This window comes from Vreelandella neptunia, from assembly GCF_000712975.1.
GTDB lineage: Bacteria > Pseudomonadota > Gammaproteobacteria > Pseudomonadales > Halomonadaceae > Vreelandella > Vreelandella qaidamensis.
Genome location: NZ_JHQL01000001.1, coordinates 225,857 through 246,826, shown reverse-complemented (window position 1 = coordinate 246,826; position 20,970 = coordinate 225,857). Strand labels below are relative to the sequence as shown.

The 20,970-nt window shown below is 50.1% G+C and carries 17 protein-coding genes; 3 read left to right on the top strand and 14 right to left on the bottom strand.

The genetic code is table 11. The features are described from left to right. Positions 1 to 7 precede the first annotated feature (7 nt). Positions 8 to 949 (top strand): PA2778 family cysteine peptidase, encoded by a 942-nt coding sequence (locus CR46_RS0101100; protein ID WP_030069296.1) that lies wholly within the window; start codon positions 8 to 10, stop codon positions 947 to 949. 44 nt (positions 950 to 993) lie between these two features. On the opposite strand, the gene sthA is transcribed toward CR46_RS0101100, so the two are convergent. The 9 genes from sthA to CR46_RS0101055 form a co-directional block, all read right to left on the bottom strand. Then, entirely contained in the window at positions 994 to 2,385 is a 1,392-nt protein-coding gene (sthA, locus tag CR46_RS0101095; protein ID WP_030069294.1) for a Si-specific NAD(P)(+) transhydrogenase, read from the bottom strand. A gap of 97 nt (positions 2,386 to 2,482) precedes the next feature. Further along, positions 2,483 to 2,737 (bottom strand): (Na+)-NQR maturation NqrM, encoded by a 255-nt coding sequence (gene nqrM, locus CR46_RS0101090; protein ID WP_009723507.1) that lies wholly within the window; start codon positions 2,735 to 2,737, stop codon positions 2,483 to 2,485. 201 nt (positions 2,738 to 2,938) lie between these two features. Beyond that, positions 2,939 to 4,171 (bottom strand): NADH:ubiquinone reductase (Na(+)-transporting) subunit F, encoded by a 1,233-nt coding sequence (gene nqrF, locus CR46_RS0101085; protein WP_030069291.1) that lies wholly within the window; start codon positions 4,169 to 4,171, stop codon positions 2,939 to 2,941. A gap of 68 nt (positions 4,172 to 4,239) precedes the next feature. Next, a complete protein-coding gene (gene nqrE, locus CR46_RS0101080) occupies positions 4,240 to 4,857 on the bottom strand; it encodes an NADH:ubiquinone reductase (Na(+)-transporting) subunit E (RefSeq protein WP_030069289.1) in 618 nt (205 codons plus the stop codon). 1 nt (position 4,858) lies between these two features. Continuing rightward, complete coding sequence (locus CR46_RS0101075) at positions 4,859 to 5,527, bottom strand: NADH:ubiquinone reductase (Na(+)-transporting) subunit D (protein WP_030069287.1); 669 nt, start codon at positions 5,525 to 5,527, stop codon at positions 4,859 to 4,861. 2 nt (positions 5,528 to 5,529) lie between these two features. After that, positions 5,530 to 6,351: a Na(+)-translocating NADH-quinone reductase subunit C gene (locus tag CR46_RS0101070; RefSeq protein ID WP_030069286.1), complete on the bottom strand. Its 822-nt coding sequence runs from the start codon at positions 6,349 to 6,351 to the stop codon at positions 5,530 to 5,532. Next, positions 6,351 to 7,577: an NADH:ubiquinone reductase (Na(+)-transporting) subunit B gene (locus CR46_RS0101065; RefSeq protein ID WP_030069284.1), complete on the bottom strand. Its 1,227-nt coding sequence runs from the start codon at positions 7,575 to 7,577 to the stop codon at positions 6,351 to 6,353. The genes CR46_RS0101070 and CR46_RS0101065 overlap by 1 nt, the downstream gene beginning before the upstream one ends. Then, positions 7,577 to 8,926: a Na(+)-translocating NADH-quinone reductase subunit A gene (locus CR46_RS0101060; protein ID WP_030069280.1), complete on the bottom strand. Its 1,350-nt coding sequence runs from the start codon at positions 8,924 to 8,926 to the stop codon at positions 7,577 to 7,579. The genes CR46_RS0101065 and CR46_RS0101060 overlap by 1 nt, the downstream gene beginning before the upstream one ends. Positions 8,927 to 9,236: 310 nt before the next feature. Then, positions 9,237 to 10,700, bottom strand: coding sequence for a glyceraldehyde-3-phosphate dehydrogenase (locus CR46_RS0101055; protein ID WP_035536117.1), 1,464 nt, complete (start codon positions 10,698 to 10,700; stop codon positions 9,237 to 9,239). A 307-nt stretch (positions 10,701 to 11,007) separates the two neighbouring features. Between CR46_RS0101055 and mfd the strand changes: the two genes are divergently transcribed. Beyond that, positions 11,008 to 14,457, top strand: a complete 3,450-nt coding sequence (gene mfd, locus CR46_RS0101050; protein WP_030069276.1) for a transcription-repair coupling factor — start codon at positions 11,008 to 11,010, stop codon at positions 14,455 to 14,457. Positions 14,458 to 14,576: 119 nt separating this feature from the next. Next, positions 14,577 to 15,701: a L,D-transpeptidase family protein gene (locus tag CR46_RS0101045; protein WP_030069273.1), complete on the top strand. Its 1,125-nt coding sequence runs from the start codon at positions 14,577 to 14,579 to the stop codon at positions 15,699 to 15,701. A 95-nt stretch (positions 15,702 to 15,796) separates the two neighbouring features. Here the strand turns inward: CR46_RS0101045 and CR46_RS0101040 are convergent, their stop codons facing one another. The 5 genes from CR46_RS0101040 to topA all read right to left on the bottom strand — a co-directional run bounded on the left by CR46_RS0101040 (position 15,797) and on the right by topA (position 20,731). After that, positions 15,797 to 16,060: an Lpp/OprI family alanine-zipper lipoprotein gene (locus CR46_RS0101040; RefSeq protein WP_030069272.1), complete on the bottom strand. Its 264-nt coding sequence runs from the start codon at positions 16,058 to 16,060 to the stop codon at positions 15,797 to 15,799. Positions 16,061 to 16,284: 224 nt separating this feature from the next. Then, a complete protein-coding gene (locus CR46_RS0101035) occupies positions 16,285 to 16,917 on the bottom strand; it encodes a L,D-transpeptidase family protein (protein ID WP_030069269.1) in 633 nt (210 codons plus the stop codon). Positions 16,918 to 17,127: 210 nt separating this feature from the next. Beyond that, on the bottom strand, positions 17,128 to 17,592 hold the full coding sequence (locus CR46_RS0101030; RefSeq protein ID WP_030069267.1) for a hypothetical protein: 465 nt from the start codon (positions 17,590 to 17,592) through the stop codon (positions 17,128 to 17,130). A gap of 53 nt (positions 17,593 to 17,645) precedes the next feature. Further along, positions 17,646 to 18,107 carry a DUF6586 family protein gene (locus CR46_RS0101025; protein ID WP_030069265.1) on the bottom strand — a complete coding sequence of 154 codons (462 nt, stop codon included), beginning with the start codon at positions 18,105 to 18,107 and terminating at the stop codon, positions 17,646 to 17,648. Beyond that, positions 18,104 to 20,731, bottom strand: coding sequence for a type I DNA topoisomerase (gene topA / locus CR46_RS0101020; protein WP_030069262.1), 2,628 nt, complete (start codon positions 20,729 to 20,731; stop codon positions 18,104 to 18,106). Before topA ends, CR46_RS0101025 begins: the two co-directional genes overlap by 4 nt. Between the last annotated feature and the right edge of the window lie 239 nt (positions 20,732 to 20,970).

Genomic DNA, 20,970 nt, shown 5'->3' with positions numbered 1-20,970 from the left:
GTCTTCCATGATAAAACACCTTTTAAACGCCCGCTTTGCGGGCGTTTTACTGCTGGCTTTACTGCTGCCCACTCTGCTTAGCGGCTGCGCCCGCAGCCCAGTGCTACTAGAAAGCACTAAAGCTAGCCTTACACCGCAAACTGAGCTCACCGAAGTACCGTTTTACGCCCAAACGGAGTATCAATGTGGCCCAGCAACACTGGCCATGGTGCTTAATCACCAGGGGGTAAGTGTAGGGCTTGAGCAGTTAATCCCACAGGTGTTTTTGCCTGGCCGAGATGGTAGCGTTCAACCTGAAATGCTAGCCACCGTACGCCGTTATCAGCAGCTGGCAATTCCAATTCGCCCCACTATGGACGCGCTGCTTGGCCACCTGGAAACAGGCGACCCAGTAGTAGTAATGCAAAACTTATCATTACCAGCCTTCCCAATGTGGCACTACGCGGTGGCCATCGGTTTTGATTTGCCTAATGAAACACTGATCTTACGCAGTGGTGAAATCGAACGGCATACAATGTCGTTTAGCCGCTTTGATGCTACTTGGGCACGCAGTGAACGCTGGGGTTTTGTGGTTAGCGAACCTGACAGCCTGCCCGAAGGCGTTACCGCCCGCAATGCACTGGAAGCCATTAGCGCTTATGAGGAGCAGCATGGGCCTGTAGCAACGCTTTCCAGTTGGCAAGCCTTTGTAGAACGCTTCCCTGCCCAACCGCTGGGTCAATTTGCGCTCGGTAATGCGCTATACGCCGATCAACAACCTAAAGCAGCAATGGAAGCCTTCGCATCAGCCACACAGCTTGAACCCTCCATGGGGGCTGCATGGCTTAATTTTGCAATTTTAAAGCTACAACAAGGGCAAACGGACACTGCCCGCGAAGCACTTATTCGCGCTGCCGCTTTAGACGGAGACTGGCAGCCCCGCGCTCAGCAATTGCTGGATAATTGGTAAATAGATGGTGAACATAGGGGGGAATACCCCCTACTTCGAACATTTTAAAACATTCGGTTTAAGCCATTTTGTGCTGCTACCCGATATGCTTCTGCCATTGTAGGATAATTGAAGGTGGTGTTAATGAAGTACTTCACAGTATTCGCCTCACCTTCCTGCTGCATAATTGCCTGCCCAATGTGTAGAATTTCCGACGCCTGGTCACCAAAGCAATGGATACCCAAAATCTCCAGCGTATCTTGATGGAACAAAATTTTCAGCATTCCCACTGTATCGCCGGTAATTTGCGCACGAGCAGTATCTTTAAAGAAGGCTTTACCCACTTCGTAGGGCACTTTGGCTTCGGTTAGCTCACGCTCGTTGGGGCCAAAAGAGCTGATTTCGGGAATGGTGTAAATCCCGGTGGGCACATCGCTAACGAAACGATACTCTTTTTCCAGTAGCTCGTTACAGGAGTTTAACCCCTGGTCGTAGGCAGCACTGGCGAGACTCGGCCAACCAATCACATCGCCTGCAGCGTAAATATGCGGAATCGTGGTGCGGTAGTGCTCATCAACGCTAAGCTGGCCTCGGCCGTTTGCCTCTAAGCCGATATTCTCAAGCCCAAGACTATCCGTATTACCGGTACGGCCATTCGCCCAGAGAAACGCATCGGCGCGGATTTTCTTGCCCGACTTCAGGTTTACGGTTACACCAGCTTCGTCGCCTTCGACACTTTTATAGTCTTCGTTATGACGAATCAAGACACCGTGTTTGCGCAGATGATAGGAAAGCGCATCACTGATTTCATCATCCAAAAATGAAAGGAGGCTATCGCGGTTGTTGATTAAATCAACCTTAACGCCTAGGCCCGAAAAGATAGAGGCGTACTCACAACCGATTACACCTGCCCCAAAGATCACCAGTGTCCGCGGTGTATGGGAAAGACTGAGAATCGTATCAGAGCAGTAAATACGCGGATGACGAAAGTTAATATCCGCCGGACGATAAGGCCGAGAGCCGGTAGAAATAACAATTTTTTTAGCAATCAGCTCCTCCACACCTTCCTGTCGATCTCGCACCACCACGGTATGGTCATCTTTAAAACGAGCCATACCATGAAACAGATCAATACGGTTGCGCGCGTAAAATGTCGTGCGCATTTCAACTTGTTTATCGATGGTGCCACGCGAACGTTCCATCACTTTGGGGAAAGAAAACCAGCGGGGTTCACCGATATCGCGGAACATGCGGTTGGTATTGAACGCCATGATCTGTTTGACCTGATGGCGCAGCGCTTTTGAAGGGATAGTACCCCAGTGCGTACAGTTGCCACCCACCTGGGCCTGCTTTTCAATAATCGCCACTCGCTTGCCATGCTTAGCGGCGTTTATGGCAGCGCTTTCCCCAGCGGGACCAGTACCTATCACCACGACATCGTAATTGTGAACTGCCATACGACTTGGATCTCCTTATTCCTTACGGTAAAAGCGCTTTAAGAGCATTTACGTAAACACCCACAGCAAGTGGGCGTCTGAAAAGCAAGTTGCCAGATTAACGACGTGTTGCGTCATAACCTAGGTCAGCTCCACGACTTTCATCGCTACGGCGGCGCACACTTCCACGCTTACGGTTTTCTTCTTCGCAAACCTCATCTTTACCACCACAGATGTCACAGCCTTCTTTTAAGCCCAGCTGATTTAAACCGCCACAGGAGCCAGCGATAGGCTTTCGACCCATTAATACCCCAACAGCCATGGCTGTCATTACCAGTGCCATAAAACCAAATACCAGTAGCCAGATTGTCATGCGTACCTCCCAGCATTGCATTAACTGTTCACCTGCCGACAACGATCATGTCGTTAAGTGCCGTAGAATTTTAATATCTATTGTACCTCAGCCACTCCAAAATGATCAGACGGCAAAGCGTTTTTCCAGTGCTCACAAAAACGGGGCTGACCAAAAGGTCAGCCCCGCTTATGCCTGAAGGCAGTTTACTGCAATACTGTATTAACCGCCGAAGTCATCTAACAGAATGTTTTCCGGCTCTACGCCCATATCCAACAGTAGCTTAATAACAGACGCGTTCATCATCGGCGGCCCACACATGTAGTACTCACAATCTTCAGGAGCAGGATGATCCTTCAGGTAGTTTTCATACAGTACATTGTGGATGAAGCCGGTCGGCCCTTCCCAGTTATCCTCTGGCTGCGGGTCTGACAGTGCCAGATGCCACTCAAAGTTCGGGAACTCTTCAGCCAGCTGATCGTACTCTTCATTGTAGAAGGTTTCACGCCAAGAACGCGCACCGTACCAGAAGGAGATCTTACGCGACGACTTCAAGCGCTTGAGCTGGTCAAAGATATGGCTACGCATCGGCGCCATGCCTGCACCACCACCGATGAAGACCATTTCTGCATCAGTGTCTCTGGCGAAGAACTCACCAAACGGACCCATAACGGTCACTTTGTCACCCGGCTTCAGATTGAAGACGTAGGTAGACATAAGACCCGGCGGGTGGTTAGTACCCGGAGGCGGTGTCGCGATACGAATGTTGAACTTGAGGAGGCCTTTTTCATCCGGGTAGTTAGCCATTGAGTAGGCGCGGATTACTTCCTCGTCGTTCTTATGGGAAATTTTGAACATATCAAATTTTTCCCAATCGCCACGATACTCTTCTTCGATGTCAAAATCGGCGAATTTAATATCGTAGGGCGGCGCTACCAGCTGAACATAACCACCGGCGCGGAAAGCAACTTCTTCACCTTCAGGTAGCTTAAGGTTCAGCTCTTTAATGAAGGTAGCCACATTGGGGTTGGCAGTTACTTCAGTTTCCCACTTCTTCACACCAAACACTTCTTCAGGCACTTCTACTTTCATGTCCTGTTTAACAGGAACCTGACAAGATAGACGCCAGCCTTCTTTCTTCTCACGCATAGTGAAATGGGATTCTTCGGTCGGCAAAATAGAGCCGCCGCCCTCTTCTACTCGGCACTTACACTGAGCACAAGAGCCGCCACCGCCACAGGCAGAAGAAAGAAAGATTCCGTTTGCAGCTAAGGTGTTAAGAAGCTTACCACCAGCCTGGGTCTGCAGGGTATGCTCGGGGTCGCCGTTGACTTCAATCGTCACGTCCCCGCTACTCACTAGCTTGCTGCGCGCTGCCAGAATGATCGCCGTCAAACTAATAACGATGATCGTGAACATGACAACACCGAGCAAGATGACAGATGTATCAACCATGTCGGTTTCCTATTGCTGAAGGTTTTCTGTACCTCGGCAGCCTGGGCTGCCGAGAAAACCGGCTCCGATTAAAGCTGAATGCCTGAGAAGGACATAAAGCCCAACGACATTAAGCCAACGGTAATAAACGTGATGCCAAGACCCTGAAGACCGCCAGGCACGTCGCTATACTTCAGCTTCTCACGGATACCAGCCAGCGCTGTAATAGCAAGCGCCCAGCCAACACCAGAACCGAAACCATAGATTACGGATTCGCCAAAGTTGTAGTTACGCTCAACCATGAACAGAACACCACCTAGGATGGCGCAGTTAACGGTAATCAGCGGTAGGAAGACGCCCAGTGCGTTGTAGAGCGCAGGAACGTATTTATCGAGGAACATTTCCAGAATCTGAACCAGTGCGGCAATAACGCCGATGTAGCTCAGAAGCCCCAGGAATGAAAGATCGATATTTTCAGCACCGCTTACGCCGGTCCAAGACAATGCGCCTTCAGCCAGCAGCAAGTTGAACACTAGGTTATTGACCGGTACTGAAATAGTCAGTACGACAATAACAGCAATTCCAAGGCCAAAGGCAGCCGAAACTTTCTTGGAAACCGCCAGGAACGTACACATTCCTAAGAAGAAAGCCAGTGCCAAGTTCTCAACAAAAACCGAAGCAACAAAAAGGCTTAGATAGTGTTCCATGTTACACGGCCTCCTTCGGCTTGGTGTTGTGCTTCATTTTGAACTCGTTCTCTTCTACCTGCTCAGGATTGACTGAACGCAGTACCCAGATCAGCAAACCGATAATAAAGAAGGCAGAAGGCGGTAGCAGCATCATACCGTTAGGCACATACCAACCACCATTTTGAATGGTAGGCAGGACGGTGAAACCAAAGATGCTGCCAGCACCTAGCAATTCACGGAAGAAGCCAACGACCATTAAAACGAAACCGTAACCCAGGCCATTTCCAATACCATCAAGGAACGACATGCCCGGGGTATTGGACATAGCAAAGCCTTCTGCACGGCCCATTACGATACAGTTGGTGATGATCAGACCCACGAATACCGACAGCTGCTTAGACATTTCATAAGCGTAAGCTTTGAGGATCTGGTCAACCACGATAACTAGTGACGCAATGATGGTCATTTGAACAATGATACGGATCGAAGACGGAATATGGTTCCGAATCAACGATACGAATAGGTTCGAAAAGGCCGTAACAAAAATTACCGCTAGCGCCATTACCAGCGAGACGCTCATGCTGGTAGTCACCGCTAGTGCAGAACAAATCCCTAAAATCTGGAGCGCAATGGGATTATTCTTAAAGATCGGCGCCGTTAAGACGCTTTTTGCATTTGCATCCGCCATGATCAGGCCCCCTCAACGTCGTCGAAGTTGGTGTCGGTATCTTCGGCGTCTTCTGGCTCAGTTCCACTACGGAACTTCGCCAAATAAGGACCGAAACCTTCTTCGCTGAACCAGAACTGCAGCATGTTAGTCACGCCGTTACTAGTCAGCGTTGCACCAGATAGCGCATCAACTTCGTACTCATTGCTTGCACCGCCTTTGGTCAGGTGGATTTCCGGTGAGAGGTCGCCCTCTTCATCGTAAATCTTCTTACCTTCCCACTGAGCTTGCCAGCGCGGATTATTCACCTCAGCGCCAAGGCCCGGTGTTTCGCTGTGGTCATAGTAGGTGATACTGACAATGGTATTACCGTCACCTTCTACAGCCAAGAAGCCCATCATGCGTCCCCAAAGTCCTTGCCCACGGATAGGCAGAACAATTTGGTCTGGATTCTCTTCATCGCCGACAAGGTAGACAGTCGCAAAGTTCTCAACACGAGACAAACCTGCGATATCACGGTCGCCAGACAGTGTACGACCCGTTGCCGGATCGCGAGACGCTTCGAAGCCATCAAAGGTATCTGGGTCGAACTGATCGGTATACTCACCAGAATCAAGCTCTACCACACGCGCAGTGATCTGGGTGCGGAACGCTTCTTCAACATCCATACCAGGCTCATAAAGGCGTGCCACGTTAAGAATGTTGGTTTTACGGTCCAGCTCCTGATTTAACTGCTGTGCAGGACGTAGCGCCACAGCAGCCGTCGACACGATCACCGAGCACACGATACACAGCGAAAACGCTACGATCAGGATCTTCTTGATGGAGTTGTTACCTTGTGCCATTAGGCTGTCTCCTCGGCCGGTACGCCAGTCCGCTTGAGACGGCGTTTAATATTGGCCTGGACGAACATGTGGTCAATCAGCGGCGCAAACAAGTTGGCAAACAAAATGGCTAACATGATCCCTTCAGGGAAGGCCGGGTTTACTACGCGAATCAGCACGGTCATCACACCAATTAGCGCACCAAACACTAAGCGACCTTGGTTAGTCATAGCCGCAGACACTGGGTCCGTTGCCATAAACACCATGCCGAAAGCGAAACCGCCAATCACTAGGTGCCAATACCAAGGCATTGCGAACATGGGATTGCTGTCAGAACCAATTAAGTTGAACAGCGTACTGGTAATAACCATGCCCAAGAAAACGCCCAGCATAATTCGCCAGTTAGCGATCTTAGTCCAAAGCAGTACTGCGGCACCGATAAGGATTGCCAGCGTTGATACTTCACCTACTGAGCCAGGAATGAAGCCTAAGAAGGCATCCCACCAGCTGTAAGTGTTGGTCAACGCAGTCATACCGTCCTGGAAAGCCATGGAAAGTGCTGTTGCACCAGTATAGCCATCGGCTGCTACCCATACTGCGTCACCGGAAATTTGCGCCGGATAGGCAAAGTATAGAAATGCTCGACCAGTTAAAGCAGGGTTCAGGAAGTTTTTACCTGTACCACCAAAGATCTCTTTACCTATGACGACGCCGAAGGTGATACCTAAGGCAACCTGCCATAGCGGAATAGTTGCCGGTAGAATCAGAGCAAAAAGCACAGACGTTACGAAGAAGCCTTCGTTAACTTCATGACCGCGCTTGATGGCGAACATCACTTCCCAAAAACCACCTACCACGAACGTAACGAGGTAAATAGGTAAGAAGTAAGTCGCACCCAGTACAAAGTTGGCCCACAGACTGCTTGGATCATGCCCACCCGCTAGGGTCATCATAATCGCTTCGCGCCAACCGCTCATGGATGCATAGCCTGCATCAATTGCGGTATTTGCCTGCCAGCCCGCGTTCCACATACCAAAGAACATGGCAGGAAAAGTACACATCCACACTGTAATCATGATGCGCTTCAGGTCAATACCATCACGCACGTGAGAAGTGGTTTTAGCGACGCTAGGCGGCGAATAAAAAATAGTATCTACCGCTTCGTAGAGCGGGTAGAACTTTTCGTATTTACCACCTTTATGGAAGTGCGGCTCGAGATTATCGAGTGTTTGTCGAATACCCATCATCAGGCCTCTTTCTCGATCATGGTGAGATTGTCACGCAGGATAGGGCCGTACTCATATTTACCGGGGCAAACATAGGTACACAGTGCCAGATCCTCTTCGTCCAGCTCAAGACACCCAAGCTGCATGGCAACCTCAATGTCGCCCACAATCAGCGAACGCAGTAACTGTGTTGGCATTACGTCCAACGGCATGACGCGTTCGTAATTACCCACCGGTACCATGGCACGTTCAGAACCATTGGTAGACGTTGTCGGCGCGTAGTTACTCAGGCCTTTAATCTTGGAGATATAGATGCCCATAACAGAGTGGCGATTAGCACCTGTAGACAACCACCCCATAAAGGCGCGCTTGTTGCCCTCTTCGAGCAAGCTAATTTGATTATGGAAACGCCCCAGATAGGTCAGATTCCCTTCTGCTGAAGCACCAGAGAATACAGAGCCTGAAATTACGCGGGTGTCTTCAGGTTTGATGATCTCACCTGCTAAGAGTTCCTCAGTACTAGCACCTATACGGGTGCGTAATAAACGAGGCTTTTCAGCACGTGGGCCACCCACGGCAATAATACGGCTCATATCGAGCTTACCTTCGATAAACAGCTTGCCGAAGGCAATCACATCTTGATAACCGATGTGCCACACTTTTTTATGCAGGGCTACCGGTGAAAGGTAGTGAATATGCGTGCCCACCAGACCAGCAGGATGCGGGCCAGCAAAGCTTTCAGCTTTTACGCCGCTAACATCACCACCAGGAAGGGACGCATTGGCACCCGTGCACAGAAAAACGTTGCCCTCGGTCAGGCGGGTTAGCACCTTGAGGCCGTCTTCAAATGCTTGGGAGTTTTCGTTGATCACTACCGCAGGGTCAGCACTGAGCGGATGGGTATCCACGGCAGTGACAAAAATATCAGTAGGTGTGCTGTCGATGGCTGGCGTGCGAGAAAAAGGCCGGGTGCGCAAAGCAGTCCAAAGACCTGACTCTACCAGTTGATCAACAACAGTTTGACGTTCAAGCTGCTCTAAAGCGCCACGATCATGGGAAGCAAATGTCATCGCTTCTTCATTTTCATCGACTTTAATAACAACAGAAAGCAAACGTCTCTTTTCGCCACGGTTAATAGCAACTACTTCACCGCTGGCGGGCGCTGTAAAGCGTACACCATCAATTTTCTTATCGGTGAAGAGCAATTGGCCTAGTTTGACCTTATCCCCTTCCTGAACTTCCATCGTTGGTTTCATGCCAACGTAGTCGGTGCCCAGGATTGCCACGTGGCGCACAGGCCGCGCATCTTCAATACGCTGCTCGGGCGCTCCCGTGATGGGGAGATCCAGGCCTTTTTTGACTTCGATCATAGTCTCGCCCAGTTGATGGATCGGATATACGAAGGTAAGGGGTTCGAATGCTTATTTTCTGCTCAGTGAAATTCTTATTTTCTGCTCAGATTGTTACCAGTCCGGCTCAAGCAAAGTTGAACCACCCCGAAAAATCTCTCGTATTATAAAGATAAGCGCGGCCAATGACCACATCCCTGACGGCCTCCGAAAGTGCTATATACGCTTTAAGTAGATTTGTTTTCGCCACAAAAAACGCCACCTGAAGGTGGCGTTTTACGTTACTTCATGCTCCACAGCGCTAGAGCAGCTGCTTACATGCAGTTAGTGATCAAACGGTTTGATGGGGCAGCTTCAGAAACTTTACGTTCGACATATGCTGAAGGATACGAATAACCTGGCAGCTATAGCCAAATTCATTGTCATACCACACATACACAACAGCATGATTACCGTTTGCAATAGTAGCTTTAGCGTCAACGATACCCGCATGGCGGTTACCAACAAAATCAGACGATACAACTTCAGCGGAATCTACAAAGTCAATTTGCTTCTGATAAGAAGAGTCAATCGACATGCGACGCAGGTAGTCATTCAGCGCTGCAGCATCGGTGCCCTTTTCCAAGGTCAGATTCAAAATAGCCATAGATACATTGGGTGTTGGCACACGAATGGCATTGCCCGTTAGCTTACCCTCAAGCTCGGGAAGCGCTTTTGCAACGGCTTTTGCTGCACCTGTTTCGGTCAGTACCATATTAAGTGCTGCACTACGACCACGACGATCACCCTTGTGGTAATTATCGATAAGGTTTTGATCGTTAGTATAGGCGTGCACTGTCTCTACGTGGCCGGTCACCACACCATACTCATCATTCAGTGCTTTCAGCACTGGCACAATGGCGTTGGTGGTACAGGAGGCTGCCGACACAATTTGGTCATTATCACCAATTGTTTCGTGGTTAATGCCAAATACGATATTTTTAATATCGCCTTTGCCCGGCGCTGTTAACAATGCTTTCTTAGCGCCCTTGCATTCCAGGTGCTGACCCAGACCCGCCTCATCACGCCAAATACCAGTGTTGTCAACGATAACAGCGTTATTGATGCCGTAAGCGGTGTAATCAATCTCACTGGGAGAGTCGGCGTAAATAACCTGAATCACGTTACCATTAACGATCAACGTGCGCGCTTCAACATCGACTGAAATGGTGCCATCAAAGGGACCATGCACCGAGTCTCTGCGCAGCAAGCTGGCACGCTTTTCAAGATCTTTAGCAACATCACCACGGCCACGTACAACAATCGCCCGCAAACGCAGCAAGTTACCACCACCCGCCTTCTCAACCATCACGCGTGCAAGCAAGCGGCCAATACGCCCAAAACCGTAAAGAACGACGTCTTGAGGCTCGCCTTTGCTACCGTTCGGCTGAAAACCATCAATAATCTCAGCAAGCTCTTTACGCAGGAAAGCACTAAGGTCACCACCGCCTTGGCGCTTAAAATTAACTGCTAACTTGCCAACGTCAACATGGGCAGGACCAAGATTCATCTCACTCATTGCTTTCACAATGGGGAACGTATCTTCGACAGATAACTCGGTCCCTTCAATTTTGCGCACAAAACGGTGATCTTTGAGGATGCGAATGACTGACCGCTTAATCAAGGAACGACCAAACATAGTGGCGACAACATTGTTCTGACGATACAACTGACCCACCAACGGTATCATTTGCTCAGCCAGAGCTTCGTTGCTTTGCCATTCCTGAAAAACGTTTTCGAGAGCTTGCTGACTCACGTGCGGCCTCATTGGGTAGTGAAAAGAAATTTCTTAGAACATTATCCTGGGCTTACCTACATGTCGCAATGAATGGATAGTCGCACACCATGTAGGGGTATTACAGAAAAAACGAATTGACTACAAGCTGCAACAATGTATCGACACACGACACGAAACAGTAGGTAGCTTGTGTACCTCATGACTCCTGCACGTCTGTACCTTGCAGGCTTCCGTAACCTGTGTTTGCTTTGCATAGGCCTCTGCCTGAAAGTACTGATCGTGTATGATCCAGTTTCCGTTTCAGCGCAAAAACGATACCGTGACTATGCCTTCTTTTTCTCTGCTCGAACCGCCCCAGCCAAAAGGGACACGCGACACGCTTTACCTAACAGCGCCGCCGGGCAGTGCAACTGCCCTGGCACTGGCCCAGGTCGCCTTAAGCGCACCATTATTGGTCATTACGCCCAACACTGCCAGCGCGCAACGATTGGAACAGGATCTGGCGTTCTACAGTAATGTGCCCGTTTTGCCCTTCCCAGACTGGGAAACGCTGCCTTATGACAGCTTCTCCCCGCATCAGGATATTATATCGTCACGCCTACGCACCCTACGATTATTGCAGGATGGGGTACGCGGCATTGTTCTGGTGCCAATTAATACATTAATGCAGCGGCTTCCCCCCGTGTCATATATAGCTGGGCGCGTTATGACGTTGAAAGAAGGCGCAAAGCTAAAACGGGAAGCATTTCGCGAGTCGCTCTCCCGAGCAGGCTATCGTGCTGTAGAAACGGTCTACGAGCCTGGTGAATACGCCATGCGTGGTGCCATCATTGACCTTTTCGCCATGGGCATGGATGAGCCAATTCGTATTGATTTGTTTGATGACGAAATCGATACGCTACGCCATTTTGACCCCGGTAATCAGCGATCCACCAACAAAGTCGGTGTGATTGAGCTACTACCAGCGCATGAGTACTCATTAAGCCGCAGCGCTATTGCCTGTTTTCGAGAACAGTTTGAAACGCTTTTTGATGTTGATCCGCGCCAGTGCCCACTCTATAACGATGCGCTGAAAGCGATTCCCTCGCCAGGTCTGGAGCAATATTTACCGCTGTTCTTCGACGAAACTGCTTCTTTATTTGAGCACGTCACCGATGACACCCGTGTGGCACTATTACCCGGCGTGTTCGAAGCAGCTGAACAGCACTGGCGCTCGATTGAATCACGCTACGAAAATTTAGGTGTTGATCCAACACGTCCTCTTTTACCGCCTCTTCGCGCGTTCATTCCCGTGAATGACGTTTTTTCGGCGATTAAAGCACGCCCACGAATCGAACTCACCGAAGACGATACACAGCGTCATGCCCTGGCGCCGAAAGCCCAGGCACTACCCTCACTTGCAATTAACGCTCGCGCCAAGCAACCGCTGAATGAACTAGCCGCCTTTTTAAATACACAGCACGCTACGCGGGTTCTGTTTGTTGCCGAATCAAGGGGGCGCAGAGAAGCGTTAGAAGAAATACTAGCGCCGCTTAAATTAACGCTGCCTCATATCAACAGCTTCCAAGACTTTTTAAGCAGCACTGATCGAATTGCTATAACTGAAAGCTTGGTAGGTAGTGGCTTGTGGCTTACCGAGCCTGATGTCGCAGTGATTAGCGAGACTGAGCTATTTGGCGATGTAGTGCGCCAGAGCCGGCGACGAGAAAAAGCCACCGACGACAATGAATTGGCCGTGCGGCACCTTTCCGAGCTGAGAGAAGGTGCCCCAGTTGTGCACCAAGCACATGGCGTAGGCCGCTATTTGGGGCTGGAAACCCTTGAAGCTGGTGGTCAGGCTAATGAATTCTTAGCCCTTTCATATGCCGACGGTGCCAAGCTTTATGTACCTGTCGATAGCCTGCATCTTATTTCTCGCTATAGCGGCGCTGATGACGAGCTCGCCCCGCTACACCGACTAGGCTCTGACCAATGGGAAAAAGCACGCCGCAAAGCAGCTGAGAAAATCCGAGACACTGCCGCCGAGCTGTTAGATATCTACGCTCGGCGAGAGGCTCAGGAAGGGTTTATTTATGATACACCTGGAGAGGAGTATGTCCGCTTCTCTGCCAGCTTCCCATTTGAAGAAACCCCCGACCAACATGCCGCTATCGAAGCAGTTATTAGCGACATGGTCTCTGCTCAACCAATGGATCGCGTTGTTTGTGGCGATGTAGGTTTTGGCAAGACCGAAGTCGCGATGCGCGCTGCATTTCTGGCCGTCCAGACCGGTCGCCAAGTGGTAGTGCTTGTGCCCACTACCCTGTTAGCTCGCCAGCATTTTGAAAACTTCCGAGACCGTTTTGCTGACACCGCCGTGAACATTAGCCTTATCTCACGCTTCACCAGTGGCAAAGAAACGACGCAAACCCTGGAAAGCATCAAGAATGGGCAGACTGACATTGTAATTGGCACCCATAAGCTGCTGTCTAAAAGCGTTGAGCTTCCCAAAATGGGGCTCTTAATTATCGATGAAGAACACCGTTTTGGGGTCGCGCAGAAAGAGAAACTCAAAACGCTACGCGCCGAAATCGATATTTTGACGCTAACGGCGACACCGATTCCGCGCACCCTTAACATGGCCATGAGCGGTATCCGAGACCTTTCGATTATTGCCACCCCGCCAGCACGGCGCTTATCGGTCAAGACGTTTGTGCAACAGCGAGACAGTAGCATCATTAAAGAGGCCCTACTGCGTGAAATACTACGCGGCGGACAAGTCTATTTTTTGCATAATGAAGTCAAAACGATTGAAAACGCCGCCGAACAAATTCGCGAACTGGTGCCAGAAGCGCGAGTAGCCGTCGCTCACGGCCAGTTACCAGAACGCAGCCTTGAGCGAGTCATGTCAGACTTCTATCATCGTCGCTTCAATGTACTTGTATGCTCGACTATTATAGAAACCGGCATTGACGTACCCAGCGCCAACACAATTCTGATTGAGCGCGCCGATAAGTTCGGTCTGGCCCAGCTACACCAGCTACGTGGACGCGTTGGCCGCAGCCACCATCAAGCATACGCTTACCTACTAACACCGCCCCCCAAAGCAATGACACGAGATGCCGTTAAACGTCTTGAAGCGATTAGCGCTTCTGATGATCTGGGCGCTGGTTTTACCCTGGCAAGTCACGACATGGAAATTCGCGGCGCTGGCGAGCTGCTAGGCGACGAGCAGAGCGGCCAAATGGAAACCATCGGCTACACGCTTTATATGGAAATGCTGGATCGCGCGGTGAAGGCAATACGTGCGGGCAAAACGCCTAACATTGACGCCCCCTTCAACACCGGCGTCGAGATTAGCCTCAATCTGCCAGCGTTGATTCCAGACGACTATATTCATGACGTACAACAGCGCCTAGTGATGTATAAGCGCATCGCCAACACTCAGAGCGATGCGGAACTCAAAGAACTACAAGTGGAGCTTATTGATCGTTTTGGTCTCCTTCCTCAACCTTTAAAAAACCTGATACGTCAAACTAGGCTGCGCCACCGTGCTGAACAACTGGGCGTTGCGCGCATTGAAGCCGGTGAAAATCGTGGCCGCGTCCTTTTCAATAGCGCCACTCAGGTCGACCCATTAACGCTAGTGACACTTATCCAGAAATCGCCTCAACATTACCGTTTGGATGGCTCAGACACGTTACGATTTGAATTTCCAATGGAAACTATCGAACAGCGTTTTGAAAAGGTCGAAGCGCTGCTAACAACGCTCAACCAAAAAGTAGCGGCGGCGTGAACCTTGGGGCAAACTTATACAATGGCTCCATCCCCGGCCCGCCTACTATCGCTAATGACATATCGCTAATAGCAATGCAACTGCGCAGTGATTAGCGCATAAATTGATTAGGAACCACCATGAATATTCGCAGGTTATATAACGTTTGGGCCCCAACTAGTCTAGCAGTCTTGCTGACGGCAAGCCTTTCTAGCTCTATTTATGCACAGCCGCCTAATACCACAACGGAAGGGGCAGCAGCTCTTACCGAAGAAGCATTAGCCACCGCTGACCAGCTTGCAGAACAAAGGGAGCTACCACGCGGCCATTTTCGTCTACCTGAGACGGGTGACATTATTGGAGAAAACTATACCGTCGTCGTAGAAAACCCTGAAGAAACACTAATTGACATCGCACGGCGCCATAATATCGGCTATGAAGAAATCCGCATGGCGAATCCAGACGTCAGCTTGTGGGTGCCTGGAAAAGGAACAGAAGTTGTTATACCAGCACGCTATATTTTGCCGCCCGCCCCTCGTGAAGGCGTAGTCGTCAACCTTTCCGAACTGCGACTTTACTATTACCCAGCCGATAATCCAGGCATTGTTGAAACCTATCCTGTCAGCGTTGGCCGCGAAGAATTTGCCACCCCTGTTGGTATCACCCGCACCACAGTAAAGGTGAAAGATCCTGCCTGGGCACCACCAGCATCTATGCGTCGTGAAGCAGCAGCACGTGGCGAGCCAGCGCCCTCTATTGTGCCCCCTGGCCCCAATAACCCATTGGGTCGTCACGCTATATTGCTGGCGATGCCTAGTTACCTGATTCATGGCACTAACCGCCCTGAAGGCGTGGGTATGCGGGTAAGCCGCGGCTGTATTCGTATGTATCCTGAAGATATCGAATCGCTCTATGAGCGCCTACCTAGTGGCACTCAGGTCAACTTGATGGATGCACCGTTTAAAGCAGGCTGGGCAGCAGACGGCACACTGTTTGTACAGTCTTTCCCTCAGCTTGAAGAAAACGTTGGCGATTTCGAGCCATTGCTTAATGCCATCGAGCGGGTGAGCGAGCTCGCTGAAGACCAAGCAGAAGTGGATTACGCTCAGGTTAAGCTAGCAGTGGAAAATCCAAATGGCCGCTTTGTAGCGCTTTATGGCCCCCAAGCGCCAGAAAAGGCTCCTGCTGAAGAAACGTTAGAACTTGATGGCTTATTAGAAGAAATTGAACTTACGACAACGAATCGAACTGAGGAAGAAGCTTAATCGAAGAAAAATCCAAAGAGCAAAAAACCCCGCCGAGGCGGGGTTTTTTACATCTACAGCAACCCTAAGGTTTAACGCTTAGGGCCCAAACAGAATTACTTCTGCATGGAGCGCTGGAACATGCGGTTCATTTCTTCACGGTTTTGCTCAGACATCTGCAGCGCAGCTTGCGCATCGCGCTGAGCTTGGTTTGCAGTGTTCATCGCTTGTGAAGCCATGCTGCGTGCTTCTGCGGCATCAGCCTGTGCAGATTCAGCAGTCATGCGAACTTCTTCCAGAGCGCTGGTAGAAGCACAGCCAGCCAGGATTGCCAGAGAAGCGGCAGCGGCAGTCATCTTCAGAGCAGTCTTCAGAGTCATAGTGTTCTCCTTGAGTCTTCCTTGGGTACAACATTAAGGGTATGACAAACCTAAGGCTAAAGTGTTAGCCCAGTTTTGTCTACCTGCGGTGCAGGTTCTTTACAGCGACTTGTGGCTTGGCATAAGTCCAAGACACGCAAGTCAAACGCTGTTTTATAATAGACCACAGCGGTTGTCTATAGCCACGTATTTAAAAACCTAGAACTTCCTTTAACCACATCAGCCTAGCGGATCACTACGCGAGTGCCAACACCTACCAGCGAAGCAACTTGTTCAATCTGCTCATTGGTGACAGCAACACAGCCTTGGGTCCAGTGATATTGACCATGAATATCTGGATCACCACCCCCAATACCATGTATACCAATAGCGCCACCTAATGCCGTATTTTGCGGCGGAGCACCGTGACGCCGATAGTGATCAAAATAAGCATCATAATCTGCTTGAGAATAAATGCCTTTTTCGAGCGCCATGCGTGCATGCGGTGGCGTAGGATAATCGATACCTATAAAAATATGCCACTGACTTTCGTAATTAAATCGGTTTATTCGAAACTCGCCAAGTGGAGTCACATTATCACCACGGACTCGCTGCGTTTTTGCGCCACCACGCCCAAGCGATATGGGTGAATAATGTTCAACCACCGTATTACCGCGATAGATACTCAGCGTAGCTTCTTTATCATCAATTAACACCCAAAGCTCATTGCTGTGACGCGGAATATTGGCGCGCGAAAGCAGCGTCTCCACTAGATCTGTGGGTTCGTAATCATTTACAGTGCTAGAAGTCGCTGCGCTAGCCACAGCGGGCCAGCCCAGCGCCAATGCTAAAAAACGGCGACGGTTTACGGGCATCATTGTCAATCTCTATATAGGCCAGCATCAACAGCCAACAAAGCGTTTGTAGCAGTCGTTATACCTTATTCCAGCACCAAATGTCAGTGCCTTAATAAGCCAAATAACCTGCCCATACGACAAGGTTGACAACCGCGCCGCTGTTAATCGTTCTCAGGCTATCTTGCCACTCTTATCTTGTAAAACTAACCTAGTTATCCCTCAAATTACTGGCTAGATATCCTCGAATTCTTGCATGCTCGTCACGAGCTTACGCGCTTCGGCGTTATGCCCTTCTGCCAAGGCATTAAAGAAGGCTGCTTCTGGCTCTATCTTGGCACGTGACGCACGATGCTCATAAAGATGCTGTAGCTTTTGATGCGACTTAATCGCTATGTGAGTCAGTTCATCGATAGAATCTGCCACTGTTTGTTCAGCGAGCGCCTCAAGCTCAGGAGGCTGGGGAAAGTCGCTAGGATCATCAAACCATATCTCCAGCACTTCACGATGGTCAGAGCCATCATTAAACAGCGCTTCGAGTCCAGTTTTCATTCGCAACTCACTATCGGCTAAATACGTTAATGCCATGGCAAGACGTTGATGGTCACTTGAGTCCGCAGCAGCGCGATATTGACGCGCCATATCGCCATGATAGCTTGCGGCCCACTCAACTAAGTCTTTGACTTGGTTATAGCGCATTTATATCTCCTTTTGCGATTTGCGCGCTCTAAGCACTGTATTTGTCGCTATGGTTACCACTCTTGGCTAGTTTCACGTAAGGCGGCAATATCATGCTTAGCAGCGGTAAGGTTAGCTAACAGCTGGTTAGCAAGCGTTGTCTGGCTACCGACGGCAATCATAGAAGGATTTTGTACGGTGCGCTGACCTGCTCCGTTATCACTATGTAGCTTCTCGACTTGGCCTATCAACCAATTCAACCAGCTATCTGGCTGACGCATTGTATCGCGCAAGCGCTGTAGCTCAGCAACAGCTGGGCCTCGCTCATCAAGCAGCGCTTTCCAGCCATGCTCATTGAGGCGCGCATGCTCAGTGACTTCTTTAAGCAACGAATTTAACGCCAGCTCAAAGAGCGCCAGGGCGCTCTCTTCAATCGCTATTTGCCGAGCCTGAGCATGTTCGTCGTCACCCGACGGCAGCCCCACTAAAAGCTCAACTTGGTAGAGCAGTTGATTGGTTCGCGAACGTGGGCTCACTTACGCTTATCCTCCACATGCCATTTACCTGCCTCAAAGGTCGCTTTCCAGCCGGTTGCCTTACCCTCTTCATCGGTCATCACGAACTGCTCTTTATTTTTGCGTGAATAACGAATTTGTGCAGGCCTGCCATCCGGGTCTTCGCTGGGTGCCTTTAGGATAAAGTGGTACTTTTCTGGTAGCTCATCGGCGTGAGCTTGCAGCTCTTTCACCAGCGGCGGTCGAGTTTCACGATTTTTAGGAAACTTGCTGGCCGCTAGGAATAAACCGCTGGCACCATCACGCAACACATAATGATCTTCCACTTTTTGGCAAGCTAGTTCCGGCATTGGTATCGGATCCATCTTGGGTGGTGCCACATCGCCGCTACGCAGTAATTTACGTGTGTTCTTGCAGTCACTGTTGGTGCAGCCGAAGTATTTACCAAATCGACCCGATTTAAGCTGCATCTCGGAACCACATTTATCGCATTCGATAATGGGGCCATCATAGCCTTTGATTTTAAACTTACCTGTTTCTACCTCATAACCATCACAATCAGGGCTATTGCCGCAAATATGCAGCTTGCGACCTTCATCAATCAGATAGTTATCCATGGCCGTACCGCACTTCTGACAACGACGCTTGGCACGAAGCGCGTTGGTTTCTGCTTCTTCACCCGCATCTTCTGCAACGGCCTCTTCACCAGGGATTAAATCAATGGTGGTTTTGCAGCGCTCTTTAGGCGGCAGGTTATAACCACTGCAACCTAAAAAGACACCGGTAGAGGCCGTACGAATTTGCATTTTTCGGCCACAGCTTGGACAGTCAATATCCGTAGGGACCGGCTGATTAGGCCGCATCCCCTCATCACTTTCCGCCTTGCTGAGCTCTTGGCTAAATTCACTATAGAAAGCATCCAACAGGGCTTGCCAGTTGCGCTCACCTTCCGCAACTTCATCCAGACTATCTTCCATTCGAGCCGTAAACGAGTAATCCATCAAATCCGGGAAAGACTCTTTCAACCGTTCGGTGACAATATCACCCAGTTTTTCAGCATAAAAACGGCGACTCTCTAATTTTACGTAGCCACGATCCTGAATCGTGGAAATAATAGAAGCATAAGTAGAAGGACGGCCAATACCCTGCTTTTCGAGCTCTTTTACTAAGCTGGCTTCTGTATAGCGCGGGGCAGGCTTTGTAAAGTGCTGCTGCGGGTCAAGCTTTTCAAGCGACATTGCCGTGCCTTTCGGCAAATCAGCCAGGCTTTGATCTTCATTTTTACCTGATGGCTTCATCACCCGCGTGTAACCATCAAACTTGAGCACTCGCCCTTTGGCACGCAAATCGTAACCGTCAACCTCAACGCTCAACGTACTGGAAAGATACTGCGCTGGCGTCATCTGACAAGCGACAAATTGACGCCAAATTAACTCATACAGGCGCTCAGCATCGCGCTCCATACCTGAGAGATCAGTCGCTTTCCGTTCAACGCTAGAAGGGCGAATCGCTTCATGGGCTTCTTGGGCGCTTTCTTTACTGCTGTAACGGTTAGCAGACTCAGGTAAATAGCGTGCACCGTACTCTTCATCAATAAATGAGCGAACACTCTCAACCGCATCCTTTGAAAGATTAGTGGAGTCGGTACGCATGTAGGTAATGTAGCCAGCTTCGTAGAGGCGCTGGGCCATGGTCATGGTTTTCTTAACCGAGAACCCTAATCGGCCGCTAGCAGCCTGCTGCAACGTTGAGGTAATAAACGGCGCGGTAGGCTTGGAGCTCGTCGGTTTGTCTTCACGGGAGGTAATCGCAAGCTTGGCTTTACGCAGTTGCTCAATGCGTGTAAGCGTGTCTTTTTCGGAGGTAGGAAGGAAGGGCTTACCATCCTGACGCACCAGCGCAAACCTGACTAACTCCCCATCCGGGGACGCGAGATCGGCGTGGACATCCCAAAACTCTTCAGGAATAAACGCACGAATTTCTCGTTCACGCTCAACGATTAAACGAACGGCAACAGATTGAACACGACCTGCTGATAAGCCTCTGGCAATTTTGGCCCACAGCAAAGGAGAAAGCATAAAACCAACCACGCGGTCCAAAAAGCGGCGCGCTTGTTGCGCTTCCACGCGGGGAATATTTAACGCCCCTGGCGACTTAAACGCATCCTGAATGGCATTTTTGGTTATTTCATTAAATACAACGCGCTTATAGCGACTGTCATCACCACCAATCGTCTCGCGTAAATGCCAGGCAATCGCCTCCCCTTCGCGATCCAAATCCGTCGCGAGATAAACAGCATCCGCTTTTTCAGCCAGCTTCTTTAATTCCGCGACAACCTTTTCTTTACCTGGGAGCACTTCGTAGCGTGCTTCCCAGCCATTATCCGGATCAATCCCCATCCGCCTAATTAGCTGATCATGGGCTTTACGCTTTTTGTACTCTGCTTTCTCTTCCGCCGACATCTTACGTGTTGCCGCAGCCTGGCGAGCGCGCTCCTTCGGATCGGAGGCTGTCTTACCTGAGCCGCTGGTCGGCAGGTCACGGATGTGACCCACGCTCGACTTTACGATGAAATCGTTGCCGAGATACTTATTGATCGTCTTCGCTTTCGCAGGCGACTCGACGATGACCAGTGACTTGCCCATAGTGCTCCACTTTCCTATTGCCCAGGCGCTATCGCCCATGCTCTGAATACGTTGCCGCCTGTCGTTACCACTTGACGGCCATGAGAAAAATGCGCCTACCCTACCCCAGGCCTGCAACAAGCGCCAGTAACAACCGTCGCGTAGGTAACAAACTGACGCCCAGCCACGAGGTGCTTATCTGCACTATTTTTCATAATGAAGTAGCTAGACACTAGACTGCCAGTACGCAGACAGCAACC